At 48.7% G+C, this 22932-nt stretch carries 14 protein-coding genes, 11 tRNA genes and 1 rRNA gene; 1 reads left to right on the forward strand and 25 read right to left on the reverse strand.

Annotated elements, in window-relative coordinates:
• Nucleotide 1 precedes the first annotated feature (1 nt).
• The 7 genes from glmM to ppc all read right to left on the reverse strand — a co-directional run bounded on the left by glmM (nt 2) and on the right by ppc (nt 10145).
• On the reverse strand, nt 2-1342 hold the full coding sequence (glmM, locus tag V5J77_RS23495) for a phosphoglucosamine mutase (RefSeq protein WP_338553257.1): 1341 nt from the start codon (nt 1340-1342) through the stop codon (nt 2-4).
• Nucleotides 1343-1417: 75 nt separating this feature from the next.
• Nucleotides 1418-2866: a CdaR family protein gene (locus V5J77_RS23500; RefSeq protein WP_338553258.1), complete on the reverse strand. Its 1449-nt coding sequence runs from the start codon at nt 2864-2866 to the stop codon at nt 1418-1420.
• Nucleotides 2859-3698 carry a diadenylate cyclase CdaA gene (gene cdaA, locus V5J77_RS23505; protein WP_338553259.1) on the reverse strand — a complete coding sequence of 280 codons (840 nt, stop codon included), beginning with the start codon at nt 3696-3698 and terminating at the stop codon, nt 2859-2861. The genes V5J77_RS23500 and cdaA overlap by 8 nt, the downstream gene beginning before the upstream one ends.
• A gap of 133 nt (nt 3699-3831) precedes the next feature.
• Nucleotides 3832-4500: a zf-HC2 domain-containing protein gene (locus tag V5J77_RS23510; protein ID WP_338553260.1), complete on the reverse strand. Its 669-nt coding sequence runs from the start codon at nt 4498-4500 to the stop codon at nt 3832-3834.
• A gap of 81 nt (nt 4501-4581) precedes the next feature.
• Nucleotides 4582-5148: an RNA polymerase sigma factor SigW gene (sigW, locus tag V5J77_RS23515; protein WP_338553261.1), complete on the reverse strand. Its 567-nt coding sequence runs from the start codon at nt 5146-5148 to the stop codon at nt 4582-4584.
• Nucleotides 5149-5520: 372 nt separating this feature from the next.
• On the reverse strand, nt 5521-6972 hold the full coding sequence (locus V5J77_RS23520) for a trypsin-like peptidase domain-containing protein (protein ID WP_338553262.1): 1452 nt from the start codon (nt 6970-6972) through the stop codon (nt 5521-5523).
• 368 nt (nt 6973-7340) lie between these two features.
• On the reverse strand, nt 7341-10145 hold the full coding sequence (ppc, locus tag V5J77_RS23525; protein WP_338553263.1) for a phosphoenolpyruvate carboxylase: 2805 nt from the start codon (nt 10143-10145) through the stop codon (nt 7341-7343).
• A 300-nt stretch (nt 10146-10445) separates the two neighbouring features.
• Here ppc and V5J77_RS23530 point away from each other — a divergent pair, with 300 nt between their 5' ends.
• Nucleotides 10446-11093: a hypothetical protein gene (locus tag V5J77_RS23530; protein ID WP_338553264.1), complete on the forward strand. Its 648-nt coding sequence runs from the start codon at nt 10446-10448 to the stop codon at nt 11091-11093.
• A gap of 510 nt (nt 11094-11603) precedes the next feature.
• Here the strand turns inward: V5J77_RS23530 and V5J77_RS23535 are convergent.
• The 18 genes from V5J77_RS23535 to V5J77_RS23620 all read right to left on the reverse strand — a co-directional run bounded on the left by V5J77_RS23535 (nt 11604) and on the right by V5J77_RS23620 (nt 22918).
• Nucleotides 11604-12632: an NADH:flavin oxidoreductase/NADH oxidase gene (locus V5J77_RS23535; RefSeq protein WP_338557027.1), complete on the reverse strand. Its 1029-nt coding sequence runs from the start codon at nt 12630-12632 to the stop codon at nt 11604-11606.
• A 21-nt stretch (nt 12633-12653) separates the two neighbouring features.
• Nucleotides 12654-13388, reverse strand: coding sequence for a methyltransferase domain-containing protein (locus V5J77_RS23540; RefSeq protein ID WP_338553265.1), 735 nt, complete (start codon nt 13386-13388; stop codon nt 12654-12656).
• Nucleotides 13389-13492: 104 nt separating this feature from the next.
• Nucleotides 13493-13563, reverse strand: a tRNA-Gly gene (locus V5J77_RS23545).
• 5 nt (nt 13564-13568) lie between these two features.
• Nucleotides 13569-13645: transfer RNA gene (locus tag V5J77_RS23550), tRNA-Pro, on the reverse strand.
• A 24-nt stretch (nt 13646-13669) separates the two neighbouring features.
• Nucleotides 13670-13746: transfer RNA gene (locus tag V5J77_RS23555), tRNA-Arg, on the reverse strand.
• Nucleotides 13747-13752: 6 nt separating this feature from the next.
• Nucleotides 13753-13827, reverse strand: a tRNA-Gly gene (locus V5J77_RS23560).
• A 194-nt stretch (nt 13828-14021) separates the two neighbouring features.
• Nucleotides 14022-14864: an ABC transporter ATP-binding protein gene (locus V5J77_RS23565; RefSeq protein ID WP_338553266.1), complete on the reverse strand. Its 843-nt coding sequence runs from the start codon at nt 14862-14864 to the stop codon at nt 14022-14024.
• Nucleotides 14865-15169: 305 nt separating this feature from the next.
• Nucleotides 15170-15907 carry an oxygen-insensitive NADPH nitroreductase gene (gene nfsA / locus V5J77_RS23570; protein ID WP_338553267.1) on the reverse strand — a complete coding sequence of 246 codons (738 nt, stop codon included), beginning with the start codon at nt 15905-15907 and terminating at the stop codon, nt 15170-15172.
• Between the two features lie 34 nt (nt 15908-15941).
• Complete coding sequence (locus V5J77_RS23575; protein ID WP_338553268.1) at nt 15942-17558, reverse strand: helix-turn-helix domain-containing protein; 1617 nt, start codon at nt 17556-17558, stop codon at nt 15942-15944.
• Between the two features lie 238 nt (nt 17559-17796).
• Nucleotides 17797-18810, reverse strand: coding sequence for an ABC transporter substrate-binding protein (locus tag V5J77_RS23580; RefSeq protein WP_338553269.1), 1014 nt, complete (start codon nt 18808-18810; stop codon nt 17797-17799).
• 192 nt (nt 18811-19002) lie between these two features.
• Nucleotides 19003-19087, reverse strand: a tRNA-Leu gene (locus V5J77_RS23585).
• A 22-nt stretch (nt 19088-19109) separates the two neighbouring features.
• Nucleotides 19110-19185 (reverse strand) — tRNA-Lys (locus V5J77_RS23590).
• A 5-nt stretch (nt 19186-19190) separates the two neighbouring features.
• A tRNA-Gln gene (locus tag V5J77_RS23595) sits at nt 19191-19265 on the reverse strand.
• 5 nt (nt 19266-19270) lie between these two features.
• Nucleotides 19271-19345, reverse strand: a tRNA-Glu gene (locus V5J77_RS23600).
• Nucleotides 19346-19358: 13 nt separating this feature from the next.
• Nucleotides 19359-19434, reverse strand: a tRNA-Thr gene (locus V5J77_RS23605).
• 3 nt (nt 19435-19437) lie between these two features.
• Nucleotides 19438-19513: transfer RNA gene (locus V5J77_RS23610), tRNA-Asn, on the reverse strand.
• A gap of 113 nt (nt 19514-19626) precedes the next feature.
• Nucleotides 19627-22560, reverse strand: a 23S ribosomal RNA gene (locus tag V5J77_RS23615).
• A 282-nt stretch (nt 22561-22842) separates the two neighbouring features.
• Nucleotides 22843-22918 (reverse strand) — tRNA-Ala (locus tag V5J77_RS23620).
• Nucleotides 22919-22932 lie beyond the last annotated feature (14 nt).

Here is a 22932-nt window from a genome sequence, read left to right on the forward strand (position 1 = left end):
CTTAACCGAGTTCTTTTTTCACCACATCAACAATTTTTGCAACATATGCTTCAACCTGAGCCTTGTCCGGGCCTTCTGCCATAACGCGAATTAGCGATTCCGTACCGGATGGACGAACCAGCACACGGCCGTTATCGCCAAGCTCACGGGATACTTCTTCCGCTGCTGCTTCAATCGCCTGGTTGCCCAAGTATTTGCTCTTGTCCTCTACGCGCACATTAACGAGCACTTGCGGGAACTTGCGCATAATGGTTTTCAGCTCGCTGAGCTTGCGACCGGAAGCCTTAATCGTATCGACCAGTTGCAAAGCGGTCAGAATGCCGTCACCCGTCGTAATATAATCTAGAAAAATAACATGGCCGGACTGCTCGCCGCCCAGATTGAAGCCGCCGCGACGCATTTCTTCCATCACGTAGCGGTCGCCAACAGCGGTTTGTGCGGTTTGCAGGCCTAGCTGCCCCGCAGCCTTGAAGAAGCCGATGTTCGCCATAACCGTCGTAACGACCGTGTCATGCTTCAGCTTTCCAGCCTGCTTCATCGCATCGCCAATGATGCACAAAATATAATCGCCATCGACCTCTTCGCCTTGATCATCAATGGCGATCAGGCGATCGGCATCGCCGTCAAAGGATAATCCCAGATCCGCTTTATGCGCCAGCACCTGCTCACGCAAATATTCCGGATGCGTAGATCCGACGCCCGCATTAATATTGCGGCCATCCGGCTCTGCCCCCACCGTAATGATTTCCGCGCCAAGCTCGCGGAATACAGCAGGCGCCAGCTCATAGGCGGAGCCGTTAGCGCAGTCGAGCACGATTTTAAGGCCGCTGAAGCCGCCTGTAATCGTCGTTTTCAAAAAGTCCAGATAACGCTTCTTCGCCAAGTCATCATCGGTTACAGTGCCAATGTCGCCGCCTACAGGGCGCGGCAGTTCATCCTGCTCCGCATCAATTAACTGCTCAATGCGAATTTCCGTCTCATCCGACAGCTTGAAGCCGTCGCCCGCGAAAAACTTAATGCCATTGTCCTCCACCGGATTATGTGAAGCGGAAATCATTACACCCGCATCCGCCTTGAGCTCACGCGTAATATAGGCTACTGCTGGCGTAGATACAACGCCTAGACGAACGACGCTCGCGCCGATGGACAGCAAACCAGCAATGAGCGCCGATTCCAGCATAGGGCCGGAAATACGCGTATCCCGTCCAATAACGACGACTGGCTTATCTGCCTCTCCCGTCAATACAAACCCGCCGCAGCGACCAATTTTATAAGCAAGCTCTGGCGTCAGTTCCTGATTCGCAACACCGCGCACGCCATCTGTACCAAAATATTTCCCCATTATCGTTCTAGCCCCTTTTATGATGTCGATATTGGCTGAGCCAGCCAAATATTTGTTGCTGCTCCTTACATTACATTAGCCATTTGCATTTGTGGCGCTGCCATTGCTCGGGTCGCCGCCGCCAGCATTCGTAGCTTCAGCTCCATCATTGCCGCCATCGTTTCCCGCTCCAGTGCTAGGTGTACTCTCCCCGCTATCCGGCGTCGCCGATGGCTCTGGCGTCGGACTCGGCTCTGGCTCGGTCGTGCCACCGCTAGCATCCGGGTCTACCGTTACCGGATCAGACTTCTCGCCAATAACTACTGTAGCGCTAAATGCCGCTTCTTCATTTGTTACGGTCACAAAACGCGGCACCGTTGTCTTCAGCTTGATCGTGTGCGTGCCTGCCTTTAGCCCCTGCACATCAGCTGTCAGCTGCAAATCCTTATCGCTTATCGCCGATAGCACATCTGGCGCACCATGAATATTCAGGCTCGCCTCGCCGCTCTGCGGCTTGCTGATTTCGGCGAACAGACCCTCGCCAACGTTCGTTATTTGAATCGCTCTCGTCAAAGTGAGCGACTCCCATGCGACGACATTAACCTCAACATTAATTTCAGCGGGCTCAACGAGCACGATGCCATCCAGCTTCGTTACCTTTGCCTTCACTGTTCCCGACTGCTCCACAGCTCCAAGATCAATAGTCACCCCATTATATACTTCGAGGGCATCAAGCGTTTTCTGATCCGCATAAACGGCAACCTTGTCGATTTCCGGTTTAATCGAAGCAATGCTTAAACCTTCCGGCAAGCTGCCCGTATAGCTGATTTGGAGCGGAACCATCTTGATTGGCGGCGTGATGGGAACCTCCACATCAACGCTCTTCGGATTGGTAATGGCATGCTCCATCACCTTGCCTTCCGTATCATAGACCACAACACTCGCCTTTTTATCCTCAACTGTCGATTTGGCGCCTTCCACACTAACGGTCGCGCTAACCGAACCGACATATTCCATTTCATCCTTCGGAAGGGTCACTTTAACGGATGCGTCTGTCTCTTTGCCCACCAATGTTGGTGTGCCGACAATATAGCCGCTTGAAGGCGTGCCTGAAGTTTTCAGCCCGAGATCAAAGGACCTCGTCTGAATTTCCTCAATATCTACCTTCACAGTGCGCTGTGAAATTTCCAGCAAGGTGACGCCGCTCGGCATCGTATACGTTAACGGCACAACATGCTCGCCTACTCCGAGTTCGGATAAATCGACAGAAATAATATAATCCTCGTCTTTGGCGGTCAGCAGCTTGGAACGGCGGCCCTCCACCATAATTCTTACGACGGTCGGCTCCATCTGCACGAGCGAATATTTGGACTCATCCAGCCCGGTTGGAATAATTTGCGCGGCCTCAATAATTTTTTTGTCCGTATTGGAGGTCACCGCAGCAGGAGTCGATTCCGGATCGAAATGCACGACGGCCCACAGCAGCAGCGCAATGACGATGGAAATAATTTTGATCGCTGTCGGATGACTAAGCCATTTATCCATCCTGGCCTCCTTTCCGCTTCCAGAACGCGAACGCAGAGCGTTCCTTCGTGCGTCCATTCGTCTTTGGAGTCAGCTCCTCGAACAGCTTCGAAATTAACGATTCTTCTTTAATATCACGTACAATCATGCCATTGAGCGCCAAGGAAACTTGTCCTGTTTCTTCCGACACCACAACCGATATCGCATCGCTAACCTCGCTGACGCCGATTGCCGCACGATGGCGAGTACCTAGCTCCTTGCTAATAAAAGGATTTTCAGACAGCGGCAAATAGCAGCCGGCCGCCATAATTTGATTACCCCGAATAATAACCGCTCCATCATGCAGCGGCGTATTTGGCGTAAAAATATTGTTCAGCAGCTCGGAGGTTATTCGCGACTCCATCTGCACACCTGATTCAATCAGTTCATTAACGCCGGTCGTCCGTTCAAAAACGATAAGCGCGCCGATTTTGCGGTTCGCCATAAACTGAACAGCCTTCATCACTTCATCAATTTGCTCATTGACCACATCTTTATCCATATAGGACGAGCTGACGAACAGCTTCCCGCGTCCCAACTGCTCCAGCACCCGCCTAAGCTCAGGCTGAAAAATGATGAGCACCGAAACGACGCCAAAGGTGAACATTTGGTTCATAACCCATTTGAGCGTATATAAATTGAACCACGTGCTAATTGCCCATACAGCAATAAGCACAAGGATTCCTTTCAAGAGCTGAACCGCCCTAGTCCCTTGTACAAGCAAAATGATTTTGTAAATAATATAGCTGACGATCCCGATGTCAATGACATCCTTGATGCCGTTCTGCCAAGTCAAATCTGCAAAGTAACTCATGTATGAACCCCCAAACAACCGAGCACGTATCGCATGTATTTTGAATTACAACTTTATTATTTTCTATATTGGGTGTGGAAACTCCTCTATTCAAGGTGAAAAAAAACTGCCTTCCCGTCAGGAAGGCAGCCACCTAAGAGGCCAATCCGCTGATAGTCGTCGTCACCTTATACCAGAACCAATCCAGTGCCTGATCAATGGTCCGGCTTTGTCCGGCAATATAACCGGTCGAGGCAAGATTCAAGGAACCGTCAATAACCGTTACATTGCCATCAATTTCGCCTCTTACATCAGCCATGCCATTTTCAACGATCAAATTTCCTTTAATATGCACACCTTCTGGAATTGTAACCGTGTTGCCGTCAATAACGACCTGATGCAGATCCTCGCCCGATACTACCAGCTTCGTATCATGTCCCCACATCGAGACGAAGCTGCCCAGCATAACCAATACAAAAATCGCTGCGACCGTTACGCCCGGGTACTTGTAAAGCAAACGCAAATACAGCGGACGTGTCTTCGCCTGCGGCTTCGGTATTTGGTCCAGAATAAGCTGCGTAAGCTTCTCGGAAGACTGTATATCGTAATGCGGGACCACTGCGGCATGCTCCAAGGCGGAAAAGGTCATCGCTTCCGTCTTCTCCAGCTGTTCGAACCGAGCGAGGCAAGCGGGACAAGTACTCATATGCCCCTTTAAATCCATCATACCTTGTTTGGTCAGATCACCGTCAAAATAGTCGTGCATCATTCCGATGGCGACTTTGCATTCCATAGCAGCCAGTCCTTTCTTTCTTTTGCTCACGTTAACGCTCTACTACATCTATAGGATACGTAATAAATTCGAAAGTGTTTCAAAATTTCGCGACGAGCCTTCAGCTCTTTTTTATAGCTTGTGCTCCAGCTTCTTCCGCAGAAATTCCCGTCCCCTATGTACCCTCGTTTTAATTGTCGTTACAGGGATGTCCATGACCTCGCTAATTTCTTGAAGCGATAAATCCTCAATGTAACGCAGCATCATCACCGTCTTGTATTTCGGTGGAAGCGAATCAATCGCCTGATGGATAATGCGCTGTGTCTCTGACAGCAGTGTCTCCGATTCAGGCGTTCGATTGTCGCTAGGAATCATTGAATAACCATCGAGACCCTCGTGATCCGTCGATTCCGCATCGAGTGAATACACAGGCTTGCGCTTGCGCAGCTTGTCGATACAAAGATTCGTCGCAATCCGATAAATCCAGGTGGAAAATTTCAAGGTTTCATCGTAACGCTCTAAATTTCTATACACTCGCATGAACGCTTCCTGCACGACATCCTCCGCCTCTTGACGGTTGCTCAGCATGCGGTACGCCATGTGAAAAAGCTTGTCCTGATAGAGCCCTACGAGCTCAGCAAATGCCCGCTGGTCGCCTTTTAACGATAATTTTGCAAGGCGGGCTTCCAATACATTCACTTCTACTCCTCCAAACTTTCCGTTTGAACGGATTGTTGCCGCGAGTGCTATTATGAATCAGCAATACCTACTAAAACAAATATAACTCCTGCCGCGTCCTCTGCCTTTAATCTCTATAGAAAAGCGTAATCCACATTAGCTTAAAAAGCAAGATAATTACGCAAGGTGAACCGGCTATCGCCATCCTTTGGCGGCGCAGCGCGTTTCAGTCCGAACAACACCGCAGCCTTATTTGAATTATTATATACGTTTTCCACTATCTATGGCAAAAAAGCAGCTCTCAAGCTTTTCGCTTGATGCTGCTCCTGCCGGGCTCGCTGCAAATGCGAATTTTACCGCACAAGCGTTTCCTGCCCTTTTATATGAAAAATATTATAAGGAATTTGTCATCAGCTTTTGAAGCACGCTTTGAATTTCACTAGATGGAATAGCAAAACCAATACCTTGCGCCTCCGCGCTTACCGCCGTATTAATGCCAATGACCTGTCCGCTCGTATTCAGCAACGGGCCTCCTGAGTTGCCTGGGTTAATGGACGCATCGGTCTGAAGCAAATGTTTATATTCCTTCGTGCCTCCAGCTTCATCTTGTACAGAAATTGGGCGTTCTTTCGCGCTTAGCACACCAACCGTCATCGTGTGGTCGAAGCCATATGGATTGCCGATGGCGATAACCCAGTCGCCGATGGCTGTGCTATCGGAGTCTCCCAGCGACAGCGTCGGGAATGCAGTCGTTCCGGTAATTTTCAGAACAGCCAAATCCAAATCAGCGCTGGAGCCCACAACCTTGGCTACAAACGGTTCATCATAGCCTTCTACAGTTACCTTCACTTGCGAAGCCCCGCTAATGACATGCTCATTGGTTAAAATGTAGCCATCGGACTGGAATATAAATCCCGTTCCAGAGCCGGTAAGCTGCAAATTGGAATCATCTGTACTGTTTTGGTCATCCGAGCCTGCATTTGGCTGCTGCTGGCCGCTTTGCGGGGCCAACTGGCCAAAAAACTGCCAGTAGTCCGAGCCTCGTCCGCTTGAGCGCGTTGCCTGACCGTAGTTTTCAATTTTGACGACCGCTGGAGATGCCGCAGCATAAATGCTGGATATTTGGCTGTCCACCGAGTTGGCGGCTGTTTTCAAGCCTGCGCTGTTCTCGCTGCCATTGCTCACAACGCTGCCGTTTGTCGCGTTCACTGTAGCTACGCCGCCTGTAAACAAATTGCTGCGATCTGCCGTATACATAAAACCGCCGATGACGACAGCCCCTGCCAGAAACGCGGCGAAAATAGACTTCAACGGCGAACGCCTCGCCAGCTTGGAGGAAGCCTCGTCCCCGCTCCTGCCTGCGCTGCTTTGCCCTTTATCCGTCATCGTCTGCAGCTCACCCAGCTGCTTCTCATACGAATGGCGCAAACTCGAAGGGGATCGCTCCGCCTCATAGATATAGGAAGCAACAAGCGGGGTCGTCTGTTTTGCAGCCTCTTGGCCTGCAGCTGTTTCCTGCTGCGATACCGATGCTGCCAATTCTGACAATGGATCAGGTTGCTGCTGCGTTGTCCGGCTGCTGTTTGCCTCCACAACCGCATTCGCTGACGCCTCTTGCCCTGGCGCAGCAGCATCCTCATAACCATAAACCGTTTTGAAAACCTGCTCGCTCCCGTACTTGCCGGCTGCATTCGCCTGTCCGTCTTTGCTATCGCTCAATCCGGCCGTGTTCATGTCCGCTTGTTCATTTCCTTGTCCTTTGCCATTTACTTGATCCTCCATACGATCATCTCCCTGTCCATTCAAGCTGTTATTTGTTCCTCTATATTGGTTGTCCTCGCTCATCTTGATTGCCTCCTTCAAGTTTTACCGAGTAAAATGCATCACTTAGGCTAAGTATTAGGAAAATTACGATTCGATCCTGTGCGCTCGATTGCTTCGGTCATTTCGTTTGCCTTCTATGTATATATCATGCAGGATGCACCTTAAATCAAACTTAAGTGAAATTTAAAGCAACATAAAACCTTTGAAACCCGACCATATATCGTGCTACAAAGCTTTACAAGTGCATATTAAGGGCCACTGCCGCCGCTTGCCCCGCCTTTTGCAACGCAAAAAAGCCAAGCGAGGCAATAGCTGCCCTGCTTGGCTTTCCTATTCACGCCACAATCTGGCGTGCATTTACTTATTTATTATTAAGCTCCGGATTCGTATTAGCCCGTGTTTCTCAGACCAGCAGCAATTCCGTTAATTGTAAGCAACACTTCACGAAGCAGCTCTGGATCATCCTCGTCCTTCGCCCGCAGCTCGCGGAGCTCAGTCAGAAGCTGAACCTGCATGTAGCTCAGCGGATCGACGTATGGATTACGGAGGCGAATCGACTCTTGGATAACAGGTACATTATCCAAAATTTCCGTTTGGCCTGTAATACTCAAAATCATTTGCGAAGTCAGCGTATACTCCGACTCAATTTGCTGGAAAATACGATCGCGAATAGCCTCATCGGAAATCATGCCCGCATATTCCTTCGCAATAATAAGATCGGCTTTCGCCAGTGCCATCTGCAAGTTGTCGATCAAAGAGCGGAAGAATGGGAAATGCTCATACATCGTTTTTAGCGTTTGCAGACGCTCTTCGCTTCCATCTACATATTGCTGGAGCGCTGTGCCGGCTGCATACCAGGCTGGCAGCAGATAACGGCTTTGCGTCCATGCGAATACCCATGGAATCGCACGCAGGTCTTCAAAGCGGTCGCTGTTTTTCCGTTTGGACGGACGGGAGCCGATGTTCAGCTCGCCAACCTCCGGCAGCGGTGTCGATTCCTTAAAGTACGTAAGGAAATCCGGATCGCGGAAAATCAAATCCTGATATTTCTCCAGCGCTGTCTCAGAAATCGAACAGGCGATTTCTTCCCACTCCGGCTCGGCCACCTGACCCTGCTCCGGATATTTAGCCAAACGCGCTGCTGTAATAAGCGCCCAAGTCGCCTGCTCCAAGCTGCGGTAAGCGATGCCCTGCATCGAATAACGCGAGGAAAGCACTTCGCCTTGCTCGGTAATTTTGATGCCGCCGCCAACCGTATGCGGCGGCTGTGCCAAAATACTGCGGTTCAGCGGCATTCCACCGCGACCAAGTGCTCCTCCGCGTCCGTGGAAGAACTTCAGCTTAATGTCATATTCGTTCGCCGCTGCTGTAATTTCCTTAAGAGCTACACGCAGCTCCCAGTTCGCTGTAACTGCTCCGCCATCTTTATTGCTGTCGGAGTAACCTAGCATAATTTCATGCAGATCGCCGCGAGCCGCAACGGCTTGACGGTAAATCGGCAGCTCGAACAACTGCTTCATAATAGCTGGAGCCGCATGAAGGTCGTCGATTGTCTCGAACAGCGGCACCGATTGAACAGAGCAGTGAACCGTGCCGTCGCGATCTTGACGGAACAAGCCAACCTCCTTCGAGAAGACCATAACCTCCAGCATATCGCTGGCGCCCTGCGTCATACTGATCAGATAGCTGGAAATGCAGTTGGGGCCAAACTCTTGCTTCGCACGGTAAGCCGTATGGTACACATCGAGGCATTCACGCGTTGCATCCGTATAATCCAAGTGGCTCGACGTGAGCGGACGAGGATCATTCAGCAGGCGATGCAGCAGCTCAACCTTTTCATCCTCATTCAAACCTGCATAATCTGGTGTAATGTTCATTTTCGCCAAAATTTCAGCCATTGCATTTTCATGCTCTTTGCTGTGCTGGCGAATATCCAGCGTCATCAGATGGAAGCCGAACAGCTCAACCTGACGAACCAGCTTGCCAATATGCGTGTCTGCTACATAATCCGCGAAGTGATTACGCAAGCTGCGGTCAATAATTTTCAAATCCTCCAGCAGCTCTTGAGGGCTGTTATAGCGCATAGCCGAGCCTTTGAGCGCCTCATTGCGCGTATTGGCGAGCTTCTCCAGCATAAAACCAAGCTTGATCCGGTAAGGCTCCTTCGTGTTGCGCCACAGCTCTACGCATTTCAGCTCAACCTGCTCGCGGTCGCGGCGAATTGATTCAATCAATTCATCCGACACTTCCACAATATTCGTACTAAAGCTGAGATGGCCCATTAGCTCATTCAGCGTTTCTTCATACTTGCGAATGGCTAGCAGGCGGTGCATCGTCAGCGCTTCCCAAGTCACCTTAGCGGTTACGGAAGGGTTGCCGTCACGGTCGCCGCCAATCCACGAGCCAAAACGGAGAAAATCTGGCGCATGCCATTTTTCACCCGGATAATATTTCTCAAGGCAGCGCTCAAGCTCTTCGTAAACAGCAGGCAGCACCTCAAACAGCGTTTCATCAAAATAATACAAACCGTTGCGAACTTCGTCGATAACCGTAGGCTTACGGTCGCGAAGCTCATCGCTTTGCCACAAAATAAGCACTTCATTCAGCAGCTTCTCGCGAAGCTTCTCACGCTCACGGTAGGTCAGCGTTGGATTATCAAGCTCCATCACATCTTCGGCAATACGCTTGTGAATATCAAGCACCGCTCTGCGTGTCGCTTCCGTTGGATGTGCGGTCATAACAAGCTCCAGCGAAATGCCATTCAGCATTTGCTGTACATCTTCAACTGCGATTTGACGTTCCTTAAGTTCCGCTACAGCACTCTCAATGGAGCCGCGTTGAACGCCTTCCCCAGTGGAACGCTCATAATCGCGCTTGCGGCGAATGCGGTGATTTTGTTCAGCAATGTTAACCAGTTGAAAATAAATCGCAAAGGCACGAATAACCTGGTGCCTAATTTCCGGGCTCAATGACGACACGGTCGTCTTGAATTGCGCGAATAGCTCCGGAATATATTCCGCTCGCAACGATTTGCTTGTTTCACGGATTTGCTCCACAATTTCAAGCAATTCCTTACCGCCCTGGTGGACGAGCACTTCGCCGAGTATGTTGCCTAGAAACCGAACATCCCTGCGCAGCAAATTGTTCGCTTGCTGGCGGCTTGCCGATAAATTCGTTGCAGCTTGTTCCGACATACTGAAATCCTCCTGTAGCGTGCCCGTTAACGGACTCATTTTAACTATCTTACACTATACTACAAAATCCTTCATGGTTGAAGCCCCGACTATTATCCAGTCATGCTCGAACCTCAAACCTAAAAACCAAGGCGTTTTCATAGAGACTTTCAAACATCAACAACTCAAATAAAAGATTTTTTTACATTATCAGTACTATTTCTATTTTATTCACCATTGACTAATTTGTTTATTTGTGACAAAATTTGTATTAGATGGTCGATCAATAGTCCACCATAATAATCAGAAAGAGGTATGTGAATGAAAAATATTTTATCAGCCCTACTTTGTTTATCGTTACTACTATCACTTGTTACCCCTGTAAGTGCAAATCCTAACAATGTATCATCTACAAGCTCTGAGCAAACTGAAAGCGAAGCTATCAAACAAATCTCCGAAATAACTGGTCAAAGCGAAGAACAAGTAAAAGAAGGTTTAAAAACAGCTTCTTTATTACAAGATTTTTTCTCGATAACTGAAGAAGGATATGTAGTGTTTGATAAAGTGGGTGCCTTGAATGCAAGCGTTGTTAATGAGGATATTATTTTGGGAATAGATAACGATTTTAAAAATATTAAAGAATACCAATCAAATCAGTCTCTACAAAGAGCCACTAGTTCCTGTAACGGCGAAAATGATTGGGGACAAGGAATTTTATCAGAAGAAGTTAAAATAGATAGCTGCGGCACGAATCAGATTCTTGGGGCACTTGCAGTTACAGCTAGCGTAGCAACTATTGCTGGTATCATCGCAACTGTCGTATTTCCTCCTGTAGCGCTTGGATTTGCTGTTGCCGCTGCCTTAACCGGATTTGCAGCCGGTGTTGTCACAATAGCGAGCGCATATGGGTGTGGTGTAAAAGTAAAACGTTGGTATGGATTTCCTTGGTCTATTACTTCTCAATGCTAAATTAAGAGGGAGGAAGCAATGGTCGGATTATTTTTCACCTTCATCATGCTAGTGGTTGTTATTTCCTTTACAGTCGTCTTTATTGTAAGAAGAAAGGGAAGCTATACAAAACTGAGTTCTACTCAAATAGCAATAATAGCATTGAGTCTTTGTTTAATTTTCATTCAAAATCTTATCCCCTTCGAAACAAACAAATTTATGAAGGCGGCGGTTGTTTTATATTTTCCATCTGTAATCCTTGCGGTATTAGCCATTTTCTTGACTTACTTTAAAAATAATAAGTACGCTTACATCCTTCTGGTAACGTCCAGTCTTTTTAGTGCACTTTCAATCACTTTAAAGCTTCTTTAGCTTTTCTCACGGGGATTAAACAGGTACTAGGCTTACATAAAGCTAAGGAGCTCTGCTGATGCTTACAGAGCTCCTCCTTGTTATCAAACGCCACTCCATCAAATCTTCGCTCATTTCAAACCTGAATTACCTTCCCATTATATATCATCATATATATTGTTATCTCCGATAAGCACGAATATACTGGCGGGGAATCGCTGTCCTTTTGCCCAATGCTTCTGAAGCGCCTATTGTCCAATATGGATTTTTCAGCATGCCACGGCCAACTGCAACTAGATCAGCCTCTTCATTGGCAACAACTTCATTAGCCAGAACGGGTTCATCCAGCCTACCTACAGCAATAACTGGAATATGTAATTGTTGCTTGATTTCTCTCGCCAAACGCACCTGATAGCCCTCATGCTCGCCCAGTCGCCCTACAGAGGGAAATCCGCCTTCTCCACCAGAGCTGATGTGCAAAATATCTACGCCAGCCGCTTGATACGCAGCGCTAAACGCCAAGCTTTGCTCCAAGCCATACCCGCCTTGAACATATTCAATTGCGGATATACGCATGATGAGCGGCATATCTGCCGGCATTTCGCTTTTGGCCGCTTGAATGACTTCAACTCCGAACCTCGTCAAATGCTCCCCATATTTATCCATTCGTTTATTCGTCAGCGGCGAATGGAATTGATGAATGAGATAACCATGTGCACCATGCAGCTCAATCGTGTCGAAGCCCGCTTCTACCGCTCTTCGCACCGCATGCCCGAACTTCTCCACAATCTCCTTCACTTCAGGAGTAGAGAGCTCGCGAGGGATCTTAAAGCTCGTATCAAAGGCTATCGGTGATGGGGCTACAGGCACCGCCGCATCCTTCGCTTTTCGCCCAGCATGCGCAAGTTGCACACCGATTTTAGCACCATGAGCATGACATTCATCAATAATGCGCTTCAACGCCGGAATTTGCTCATCAGACCATAAGCCTAAATCATAATCTGTAATACGCCCGTCCGGATCTACATCTGTCATTTCCAAAATGATCAATCCCGTACCACCTACTGCCCGGCTCACATAATGGTTATAATGCCATTCATTTGCTATGCCATCCTTGTTCGTTACGGAATATTGGCACATAGGCGGCATTACGACACGATTTTTAAGCTGCAAGCCTTTCAAGGTATAGGGGCTGAATAAATCTACCATCATCCTACCTCCTTTGCCGTCTTATTTCTTCTCTGCTGAAACTAACAGAAACATCGGACGGCGCATTTCCTCCTGCCAAGCCGAATGGCTGCCGAGCAGCTCATCGGTCGGCTTCAGCTCTGAAAGCTGCTTAAGCTCAAACCCCGACTCAATAAGAGCATTAATATAAGTCGAAATCGTACGATGGTATTTGACGACATCATGCTCCAAAAATCTAGACTGCCGAAGGTCCTCCCGATGATAATTATCGAGCGGCCAGTGCAGCTTTTCCCCCTCAGCGCCATAGTGCCAGTCCTGCCCAGCAAGTGCGGTGAATACCGGATGCTCCACTGAAAAGACAAAAGCGCCGCCTGGTGTCAAACAATGATGAACTTTACGGAAGAGGTCCCCCAATGACTCTACATAATGCAGGGCAAGCGAGCTTATGACAATATCGAACTCACTGGCGGAAAAATGGATATCCTCTATCGCCTGCTGGCGGTATTCAATCTGCTCATCATCCGTCATTTCCCTTGCCCGAGCCAGCATGTTGCTTGAAAGATCGACACCTATAACCGAACGGGCCTGCTGCTCCCGCACATATCTGCAATGCCATCCGAAACCGCAGCCGAGGTCAAGCACGCTAGCACCCTCTAGCTTTGGCAGCATTTTGCGAAAGAACGACCATTCACCAGCCTCATCTAGTCCTCCAGTAGACCGAGCCATCTGGCTATAATTCGCAAAAAAAGAGGACTCATCATACTTGTTCTGCTTCATTCCTCCCAAGCCTCCTTTGTCCTTCACTCCATTATCCTTTAAAAATGTATACAAAAAAAGCCTTGCAGGCTGCAAGGCTTTTTTTGTATACTTCGTACAGATTAAGCGGGTGATGGGAATCGAACCCACGCTATTAGCTTGGAAGGCTAAAGTTCTACCATTGAACTACACCCGCAAACATGGTCGGGACGACACGATTTGAACATGCGACCCCCTGGTCCCAAACCAGGTGCTCTACCAAGCTGAGCTACGTCCCGACAGTTAATTGTGTTGTAAAGAAATGGCGTGCCCTAAGAGATTCGAACTCCTGACCTTTTGATTCGTAGTCAAACGCTCTATCCAGCTGAGCTAAGGGCACACAATATGGAGCGGACGACGAGATTCGAACTCGCGACCCTCGCCTTGGCAAGGCGATGCTCTACCACTGAGCTACGTCCGCATTATATTTCCGCCTGCACTTCTTAAACATTTCATCGTGGCGACAAGTAATAATATATCATGTTGAAAAGGGAAATGCAACTGTTATTTAATCTTTTTCTAAAAAAACTTTTTTCGGGTTTATGGCCTTCCCTTTGCTTGTCGCCGTCACATACAAATCAAACCGTGCTCCTGCAAGCACGGTTTGATGACTGACTATACAACTCCAGCTAATGCCGGCTTCTTACTAGGCATAACTTTGGATGCAGCCGACTCACCAGCGAGCGCATAAGGCATGCACAGCGGAACACCGGTACGCGGATCAGGCATAATATCAGCCTCAATGTTAAACACCTCGCGCAAAATTTCCGGTGTCATAACCTTTTGCGGCGAGCCTTCACCAACGACACTGCCTTTTTTGATAGCAATCATATGGTGCGCATAACGCGAAGCGTGGTTCAAGTCATGGACAACCATAACAACCGTGCGCTTATTAACCTCGTTAAGCTTCTCAAGCAGATGCAATACTTCAAGCTGATGCGCCATATCAAGGAAAGTGGTTGGCTCATCCAAAAATAAAATATCCGTTTCCTGTGCCAATGACATCGCAATCCAAGCACGCTGGCGTTGACCGCCTGACAGCTGATCGACTGGACGGTCTGCAAAATCTACCATTCCCGTCGCTTCAATGGCCCATTGAATAATTTTACGGTCATCCTTACTTACAGAGCCAAAGCCCTTCTGATACGGAAAACGCCCATATGATACAAGCTCAAACACGGTCAGTCCGTCTGGAGCAGTCGGATTTTGCGGCAAAATAGCCAGCTGCTTCGCCACTTCTTTCGTCGCTTGCTTATGAATCGACTTCCCATCGAGCAATACGCTGCCTGCCGATGGATTCATCAGACGAGCCATTGTTTTCAAAATCGTCGATTTACCCGAACCGTTAGACCCCACCAACGCAGTAATTTTTCCTTGTGGGATAGCGATATTCAGATCTTGAACGATTAACCGTTCATCATAACCAATGTCGAGATTCGATGTTGTTAGGCGAATCATGTGACATGCACGCTCCTTCCGATGCCCGCTTATACGGATTTTTGCTTATTTTTTTATACAAGCGTAAACGGCTGTCGCTGTCCTCTGGCGGCAAAGCTACCGTTTCGCGTTGAAATATAAGCCCATTATAAGTGTGAAACTTAAATTTTAAAAACTTACGACATATCATTTATCAAACTTGATAACTATTATCAGTATCATTCAATATTTAATGATAATCGTTCTCACGTATAATGTCAATGAAAATAAAGCAATTGTTGCGGCTACGCATATTGTTTGGCCTCTGTACAGCCAAAAAAGGCTTCTTATTTTTGCAAGAAGCCTTTGCTGCGGAGAAAATCGCCCATATGCAGACGGGGGTGATTGATTTTGGCCGCCATGGATTCTGACCAGCTCGTATTCAGCTTGCCTTCCGAGCGCTCCAGCATATACGCCCTAATCGTCTCGTCGTACTGCCGGATACCGCTTTCCACCGCATCCTGATCATAGCTATTTTCATGCAAAATCGCCTGCTGTGGCAGTCTTGGACGCGTTAGCGGCGCTTGATCCGGCTCTCCCATGCACATCCCGAATACGGGGTACACATGCTCTGGCAATTCTAAAAGCTCCGAAACCTCCTGTGGATGGTTGCGGATACCGCCAATATATACAATCCCATAGCCAAGCGATTCCGCTGCGATTGCTGCATTTTGAGCAGCCAGCGCAGTATCGACCGTTGCTACAATAAAATTTTCAACCGTGCTCGTAAGCTCGCCCTCATAATGCTGCTTAGCTGCCTGCTCATAACGGTACAAATCGGCGCACCAGACGAGAAATACGGGGCACTCCTCAACATAGGCCTGATTGCCGGAAAGCTCAGCCAGCTTTTTTCGCTTAGCCGGGTCACTTACGTTGATTACGGTGAAGCACTGCATGCTGCTGGAGGTTGAGGCCTGCTGCCCCGCCTCTATTATTTTTGCCAGTGTCGGCTGTGGAATCGGGTTCGATTTGAATTTCCGTATAGAGCGGTGATTAAGCAGTACGTCTATCGTTTCAGGCCACATTGCGATCAGCTCTTTTCTTATATAGTTTCACTTATTAACTTACATCTTCCTTTTGCAAAAAAGCAACCGCTTCATCAAGCTGACCATCAATCGCAAGCGGCGAATACACCCACCATTTGTTGAAAGGAACAATATGCATTCTGCCACCGCGTACTGCCGCAAGATTTCGCCATCGTTCGGACATTTTCAGCTGGTTAAACGCTTCTGGAGCCCCTTGCTCCTTCGGATTAATCATTAATATGAGCCGATCCGCGTCGTATTTTGACAGATCATCATACGGTTTAGGCTCGGAAAAAATAAACGGCGCTCCCGCCTCCATATGCTGCTTCACAAGTGGATGGGGATTGAGGCCTAGCAAGCGAAAAAAAACATGCCCCATATTGCGGCTGCCCACTACTCTGAACGTATTACGCTCCATGACGAGCACGGCGCATGTCTCCGTGCCGCCAAGCTGACGCTCGATACGCAGCCTCGCTTGATCCGCTTTAGCCAAATGCCGCTCCATCCATTCTCGCTCCTGTCTCTGCTTGCCTACAACTGCTGAAATTTGTCGCAGCTGCCCATAAACATCCTGGTTATGCCAATCAATAGCAATCACCTCGGCCAACTCGCTGAGCTGCTCCTGCTCCTCAGAGCGCATATGCTCATAGCCCAATATCAAATCAGGCTTCATCGCGCGAACAGCCTCCATATCACAGGGCTCCCATTTGAAAGGCGTCATGGCTCTTACATGCTCACGCACATAATAATTTTCGAACAGATGGTAATCGGGCGCACCTACAGGCACATGACCAAGCGCCAGCAAATGCGACGTATAAAGCAGGCCAATAACCCGTGGTTCTCTCGTTTGCACATATACCCGAGGAGATATCCCTACATGCTGCTTAAACTTTCGGCTAAAATAAAATTCATCCTTAAAGCCAACATGACTGGCTACTGTGACCATATCATTCGAAGGCGCCAGCAGCAGCTTCTTGGCCCGTTCTATACGCAGCTTGCCCAAATAATCCATCGGGCTTGTTCCCGTCAACTGCCTAAACATATGAGTATACTGACGTATGCCGATACCCGCAAAATCTGCGAGCTCCTGCAAGGTCATTTTAGCTTTATAGTTTTCCTTCATATACAAAATCGTTTGCGTTACGACATGCTCCCCTTCCTTCAAGTGCTTAGAGTCTGCCGCGGCCGCGGCAACTAAATAAATGGCCTCCTGCAGCAAAATATTGCGCTTAAATCGTGCCATCCCGCATACAGCCGCTCGTAAATCAAACAGTGAATCCAATACGTCCATTAATGGTGCAAATGGCTTAATGAAGCAGGGGCGACCAGCGGCGAAGGAGAGCAGCTCTCTCCCATCTTCTGCATCGCCGGCAGATGCTGCTTCAAATTCAAGTGAATAATACTGAAGCCGTCCATCTCCTGCTTTATCGACCTCTATTGTTGTTTCGGGCTCGAACAGCATACATATGCCTGGCTGAAGCTTAATAGGCTGCCCATGAAGCATCACCGTTGCCGTTCCTTGCATGATGGTCCATAACGTGTGTACCTTAGCGTTCTGAGACAACGCTGGCGTTCCTCCAGTCAAAAAACCTTTGCTAATCTGAACCCAGCGGAGCTGCAAATCATCTATGTGTTCACCCTTATCCGCCATCTCCCCTTGCTCCCCTCCATTATGATAACCATTCTCAGAAAAGCTATCATTTTATTGTAGCGGAAAAAAGTCCGAGCGTAAACGGCTGACACCTTCCTCTGGCGGTATAGCTTCCGTTTCGCGTAGAAATATAGCGAAAGGATGAATACACCTTATCCTGTCCTATATTTATAAAAAAAGCTATTTATAACAAAAGCTTTCCTGTCGAATCAGGAAAGCCTTCTTGTCCGCACTTCATTTATTTTTTGAATAGCTGCATCGTTTCATCCAGTAGAGCATCTGTTGAGAACAAAGTATAGGACCACCATTTTTCATGCGGCACGATATAAACTTTGCCATTTTTCACAGCGGAAAGACTTTTCCATATTGCCGATTGCTGCATTTCCTCGAAAAATTGCTCGGAACCCGGCTGTGTAATGTCTACTTTGACGATCAGTCGGTCAGCATCATACTCCGGCAGTTTTTCAAGGGATAGCGAATCGGTATAAACGAAATAGTCTTCGCTTTCATCCATTTGCTTCTGAATCGACGGCAGCGGTTTAAGCCCCAGCAAATCATAAAGGACATGCCCCATATTACGATTTCCAGCTACCTGAAAGGAGTCTTTAAAAATTTGAATAGCAGCAACCGTCTCCCCCGGCTCAACATACTGTTTAATTTCCTCCTTGTATTTAGCCGCTTTCTCTTCATGCTGCTTAATCCATTGCTCGGCCACTGCCTCTTTTCCTACAATGCCGGCTATAAATTTTAGCTGCTCATACAAATTTACTTCCCATGGATAAATGACTGTAGGTGCAATCTTGCTCAGTTGATCAACTACGTCTGCTTCGACAAAGGAAGATGCAATTATAAGATCCGGCTTTAATTCCAAAACCGACTCATAATTAATCGGATAATCTCCAGCAATGGTGATTTGATCTTTATAGCTATTCAAATAGTAATCCGGTGTAATTTCATAATTCAAGCCGCCAATCGGCGTAATGCCTAGTGCCAGCAATGGCGTAGTAGCACTCACTGAAAAAATACGCTGGGGATTAGCCGGAATTTCTTTCTCACCATATGAATCAGTGACTACGCGGGTATTAGAATTGCCAGTCTGCTCTTGCTCAGCCGTTGCAGTCGTTTGTTGTACTGGAGATGCTGTTGATTCCGAACTTGAATTTGCCGCCGCTCCACAGCCTGCGAGAACGATCAGACACCCTATAAGCAGCGCAGCCAACCTAATCGTGTATTTCTTTGTTTCATTTACCACTGAACCCACCCTTTTCTGTTTCTTCATTGATAGTAATTCTCATTGCTATGCCATTATACACAATCCTACTAATCTGCAACATGGAAAATCAGGCGGGTTTTACTGGACTAATTGGCGGAGGGGTTTTAATAAATTGGACATCAAAAAACTCCTCTTATCATTTTCAGATAAAAGGAGTTGAGTTTAATTAAGTGGTGCGCGTGGAGGGACTTGAACCCCCACGTCGTGAAACGCCAGATCCTAAGTCTGGTGCGTCTGCCAATTCCGCCACACGCGCATGGGTAAAGCTATAAGAAAAATGGTGAGTCATGTAGGATTCGAACCTACGACACCCTGATTAAAAGTCAGGTGCTCTACCAGCTGAGCTAATGACTCATGAATGGCTGGGGATTCAGGGATCGAACCTGAGAATGACGGAGTCAAAGTCCGTTGCCTTACCGCTTGGCTAATCCCCAATAGATGGTGACCCGTAGGGGATTCGAACCCCTGTTACCTCCGTGAAAGGGAGGTGTCTTAACCCCTTGACCAACGGGCCTCACGTATAAAGCTGGAGCTCTCAACCGGGATCGAACCGGTGACCTCATCCTTACCATGGATGCACTCTACCTACTGAGCTATGAGAGCATATGGCTCCCCGAACAGGACTCGAACCTGTGACAACTCGATTAACAGTCGAGTGCTCTACCAACTGAGCTATCAGGGAATATTCAGCAGTTGAAAGACCTTCGAAAAGATCCATCGGTAAAGACGCTACGATTGAGTTGCGCCTTGAAAACTGGATGCGAAAGACAAGCTCTGAAACTTTAGCGTATTTGTTAGGATAAGCCCTCGACCGATTAGTATTCGTCAGCTGCACGCATTGCTGCGCTTCCACCCCGAACCTATCAACCTCGTCGTCTTCAAGGGGTCTTACTAAATTGGGAAATCTCATCTTGAGGGGGGCTTCGCGCTTAGATGCTTTCAGCGCTTATCCCGTCCGTACTTGGCTACCCAGCGGTGCTCCTGGCGGAACAACTGGTACACCAGCGGTACGTCCATCCCGGTCCTCTCGTACTAAGGACAGCTCCTCTCAAATTTCCTGCGCCCGCGACAGATAGGGACCGAACTGTCTCACGACGTTCTGAACCCAGCTCGCGTACCGCTTTAATGGGCGAACAGCCCAACCCTTGGGACCTACTTCAGCCCCAGGATGCGATGAGCCGACATCGAGGTGCCAAACCTCCCCGTCGATGTGGACTCTTGGGGGAGATAAGCCTGTTATCCCCAGGGTAGCTTTTATCCGTTGAGCGATGGCCCTTCCATTCGGTACCACCGGATCACTAAGCCCGACTTTCGTCCCTGCTCGACTTGTTGGTCTCGCAGTCAAGCTCCCTTATGCCTTTGCACTCTCCGAATGATTTCCAACCATTCTGAGGGAACCTTTGGGCGCCTCCGTTACATTTTAGGAGGCGACCGCCCCAGTCAAACTGTCCACCTGACACGGTCCCCGAACCAGTTTCATGGTCCTAGGTTAGAACTCCGATACGATCAGGGTGGTATCCCAACGTCGCCTCCACACAAGCTGGCGCTCATGCTTCAATGGCTCCCACCTATCCTGTACAGATCGTACCAAAGTTCAATATCAAGTTACAGTAAAGCTCCATGGGGTCTTTCCGTCTTGTCGCGGGTAACCTGCATCTTCACAGGTATTAAAATTTCACCGGATCTCTCGTTGAGACAGCGCCCAAGTCGTTACGCCATTCGTGCGGGTCAGAATTTACCTGACAAGGAATTTCGCTACCTTAGGACCGTTATAGTTACGGCCGCCGTTTACTGGGGCTTCGGTTCACAGCTTCGGGTTACCCCTAACCGCTCCCCTTAACCTTCCAGCACCGGGCAGGCGTCAGCCCGTATACTTCGCCTTACGGCTTCGCACAGACCTGTGTTTTTGCTAAACAGTCGCTTGGGCCTTTTCACTGCGACCCCCTCGGGCTATTCACCCTACCGAGGTACCCCTTCTCCCGAAGTTACGGGGTCATTTTGCCGAGTTCCTTAACGAGAGTTCTTCCGCGCGCCTTAGCATGCTCTGCTCGCCTACCTGTGTCGGTTTGCGGTACGGGCACCTTCACCTGGCTAGAGACTTTTCTCGGCAGCCGGAGTGCATGACCTTCGCTACTGTAATTTTCGCTCCCCATCACAGCCCAGCCTTACGATGAGCGGATTTGCCTACTCATCAGCCTCACTGCTTGGACGGACTATTCCATCAGTCCGCGTCACTGCCCTTCTGCGTCATCCCATTGCTCATAACGGTTTACGGTGGTACAGGAATTTGAACCTGTTGTCCTTCCACTACGCCTTTCGGCCTCGCGTTAGGTCCCGACTTACCCTGAGTGGACGAGCCTTCCTCAGGAACCCTTAGGCTTTCGGCGGACAAGATTCTCACTTGTCTTTTCGTTACTCATACCGGCATTCTCACTTGAATACAGTCCAGCACTCCTTACGGTATACCTTCAACCTATATTCAACGCTCCCCTACCCAAGTACCATTCGGTACATGTCATAGCTTCGGTGGTGTGTTTAGCCCCGTTACATTTTCGGCGCAGAGTCACTCGACCAGTGAGCTATTACGCACTCTTTAAATGGTGGCTGCTTCTAAGCCAACATCCTGGTTGTCTTTGCAACTCCACATCCTTTCCCACTTAACACACACTTGGGGACCTTAGCTGATGATCTGGGCTGTTTCCCTCTTGACAATGGATCTTAGCACTCACTGTCTGACTCCCGAGAAGCACGTCTATGGCATTCGGAGTTTGACTAGACTTGGTAACCCTTGGCGGGCCCCGCACCCAATCAGTGCTCTACCTCCACGACGTTCATACCTCGAGGCTAGCCCTAAAGCTATTTCGGGGAGAACCAGCTATCTCCGAGTTCGATTGGAATTTCTCCGCTACCCCCACCTCATCCCCGCACTTTTCAACGTGCGTGGGTTCGGGCCTCCAGTGCGTGTTACCGCACCTTCACCCTGGACAGGGGTAGATCACACGGTTTCGGGTCTACGACCACGTACTTATTCGCCCTATTCAGACTCGCTTTCGCTGCGGCTCCGTCTTCCCGACTTAACCTTGCACGTGAACGTAACTCGCCGGTTCATTCTACAAAAGGCACGCCATCACCCATAGATCGGGCTCTGACTTTTTGTAAGCGCACGGTTTCAGGTTCTTTTTCACTCCGCTTCCGCGGTGCTTTTCACCTTTCCCTCACGGTACTGCTTCACTATCGGTCACTAGGGAGTATTTAGCCTTGGCAGATGGTCCTGCCGGATTCCGACGGGGTTTCACGTGTCCCGCCGTACTCAGGATCCGTCTCGGAGAGCGTGTACTTTTGGCTACAGGGCTTTTACCTCTTCTAGCGGGCCTTTCCAGACCTCTTCGCCTAATACACACCTTTGTAACTCCATGTGAGACGTCCTACAACCCCAAGGAGCAAGCTCCTTGGTTTGGGCTAATCCGCTTTCGCTCGCCGCTACTGACGGAATCACTTTTGTTTTCTCTTCCTCAGGGTACTTAGATGTTTCAGTTCCCCTGGTATGCCTCAACCTGATCTATGTATTCAATCAGGAGTAACTGTCCATTACGACAGCTGGGTTTCCCCATTCGGAAATCCCCGGATCAAAGCCTGCTTACGGCTCCCCGAGGCAGTATCGTTGTTCGCCACGTCCTTCTTCGGCTCCTAGTGCCTAGGCATCCTCCGTGCGCTCTTATTAGCTTAACCAGATGCTACAGTATACTCGATTAGCCGGCCGTTGTCCGTTCCTACTCTCCTCATACAGTTGCCTGTCCGATATCGAGAAGAACTACCAAAAGTCCATCTAATTCGACCATACTTTCGCTTGCAGCAAGTGTAAAACAAGATCAAGACCTCATTCCAACTTCCTGCGATATTTCTCGCTAAAGGATGTTTCATTCTTTGCTTTCGCTATCCAGTTTTCAAGGTGCAAGTTTGTTGAACTCTTCTAAAGACAAGCTTCAGAATAGACACAACGATTTTCTTTTTTGGTGGAGCCAAGCGGGATCGAACCGCTGACCTCCTGCTTGCAAGGCAGGCGCTCTCCCAGCTGAGCTATGGCCCCATAAATGGGTACCG

This window comes from Paenibacillus sp. KS-LC4 (genome assembly GCF_036894955.1).
GTDB lineage: Bacteria > Bacillota > Bacilli > Paenibacillales > Paenibacillaceae > Pristimantibacillus.

Coding starts and splice junctions, on each gene's coding strand:
- glmM (WP_338553257.1), bottom strand. CDS start 1,342: ATGGGGAAATATTTTGGTACAGATGGCGTGCGCGGTGTTGCGAATCAG.
- V5J77_RS23500 (WP_338553258.1), bottom strand. CDS start 2,866: ATGGATAAATGGCTTAGTCATCCGACAGCGATCAAAATTATTTCCATC.
- cdaA (WP_338553259.1), bottom strand. CDS start 3,698: ATGAGTTACTTTGCAGATTTGACTTGGCAGAACGGCATCAAGGATGTC.
- V5J77_RS23520 (WP_338553262.1), bottom strand. CDS start 6,972: ATGAGCGAGGACAACCAATATAGAGGAACAAATAACAGCTTGAATGGA.
- ppc (WP_338553263.1), bottom strand. CDS start 10,145: ATGTCGGAACAAGCTGCAACGAATTTATCGGCAAGCCGCCAGCAAGCG.
- V5J77_RS23530 (WP_338553264.1), top strand. CDS start 10,446: ATGAAAAATATTTTATCAGCCCTACTTTGTTTATCGTTACTACTATCA.
- V5J77_RS23535 (WP_338557027.1), bottom strand. CDS start 12,632: ATGGTAGATTTATTCAGCCCCTATACCTTGAAAGGCTTGCAGCTTAAA.
- V5J77_RS23540 (WP_338553265.1), bottom strand. CDS start 13,388: ATGAAGCAGAACAAGTATGATGAGTCCTCTTTTTTTGCGAATTATAGC.
- V5J77_RS23565 (WP_338553266.1), bottom strand. CDS start 14,864: ATGATTCGCCTAACAACATCGAATCTCGACATTGGTTATGATGAACGG.
- nfsA (WP_338553267.1), bottom strand. CDS start 15,907: ATGTGGCCTGAAACGATAGACGTACTGCTTAATCACCGCTCTATACGG.
- V5J77_RS23575 (WP_338553268.1), bottom strand. CDS start 17,558: ATGGCGGATAAGGGTGAACACATAGATGATTTGCAGCTCCGCTGGGTT.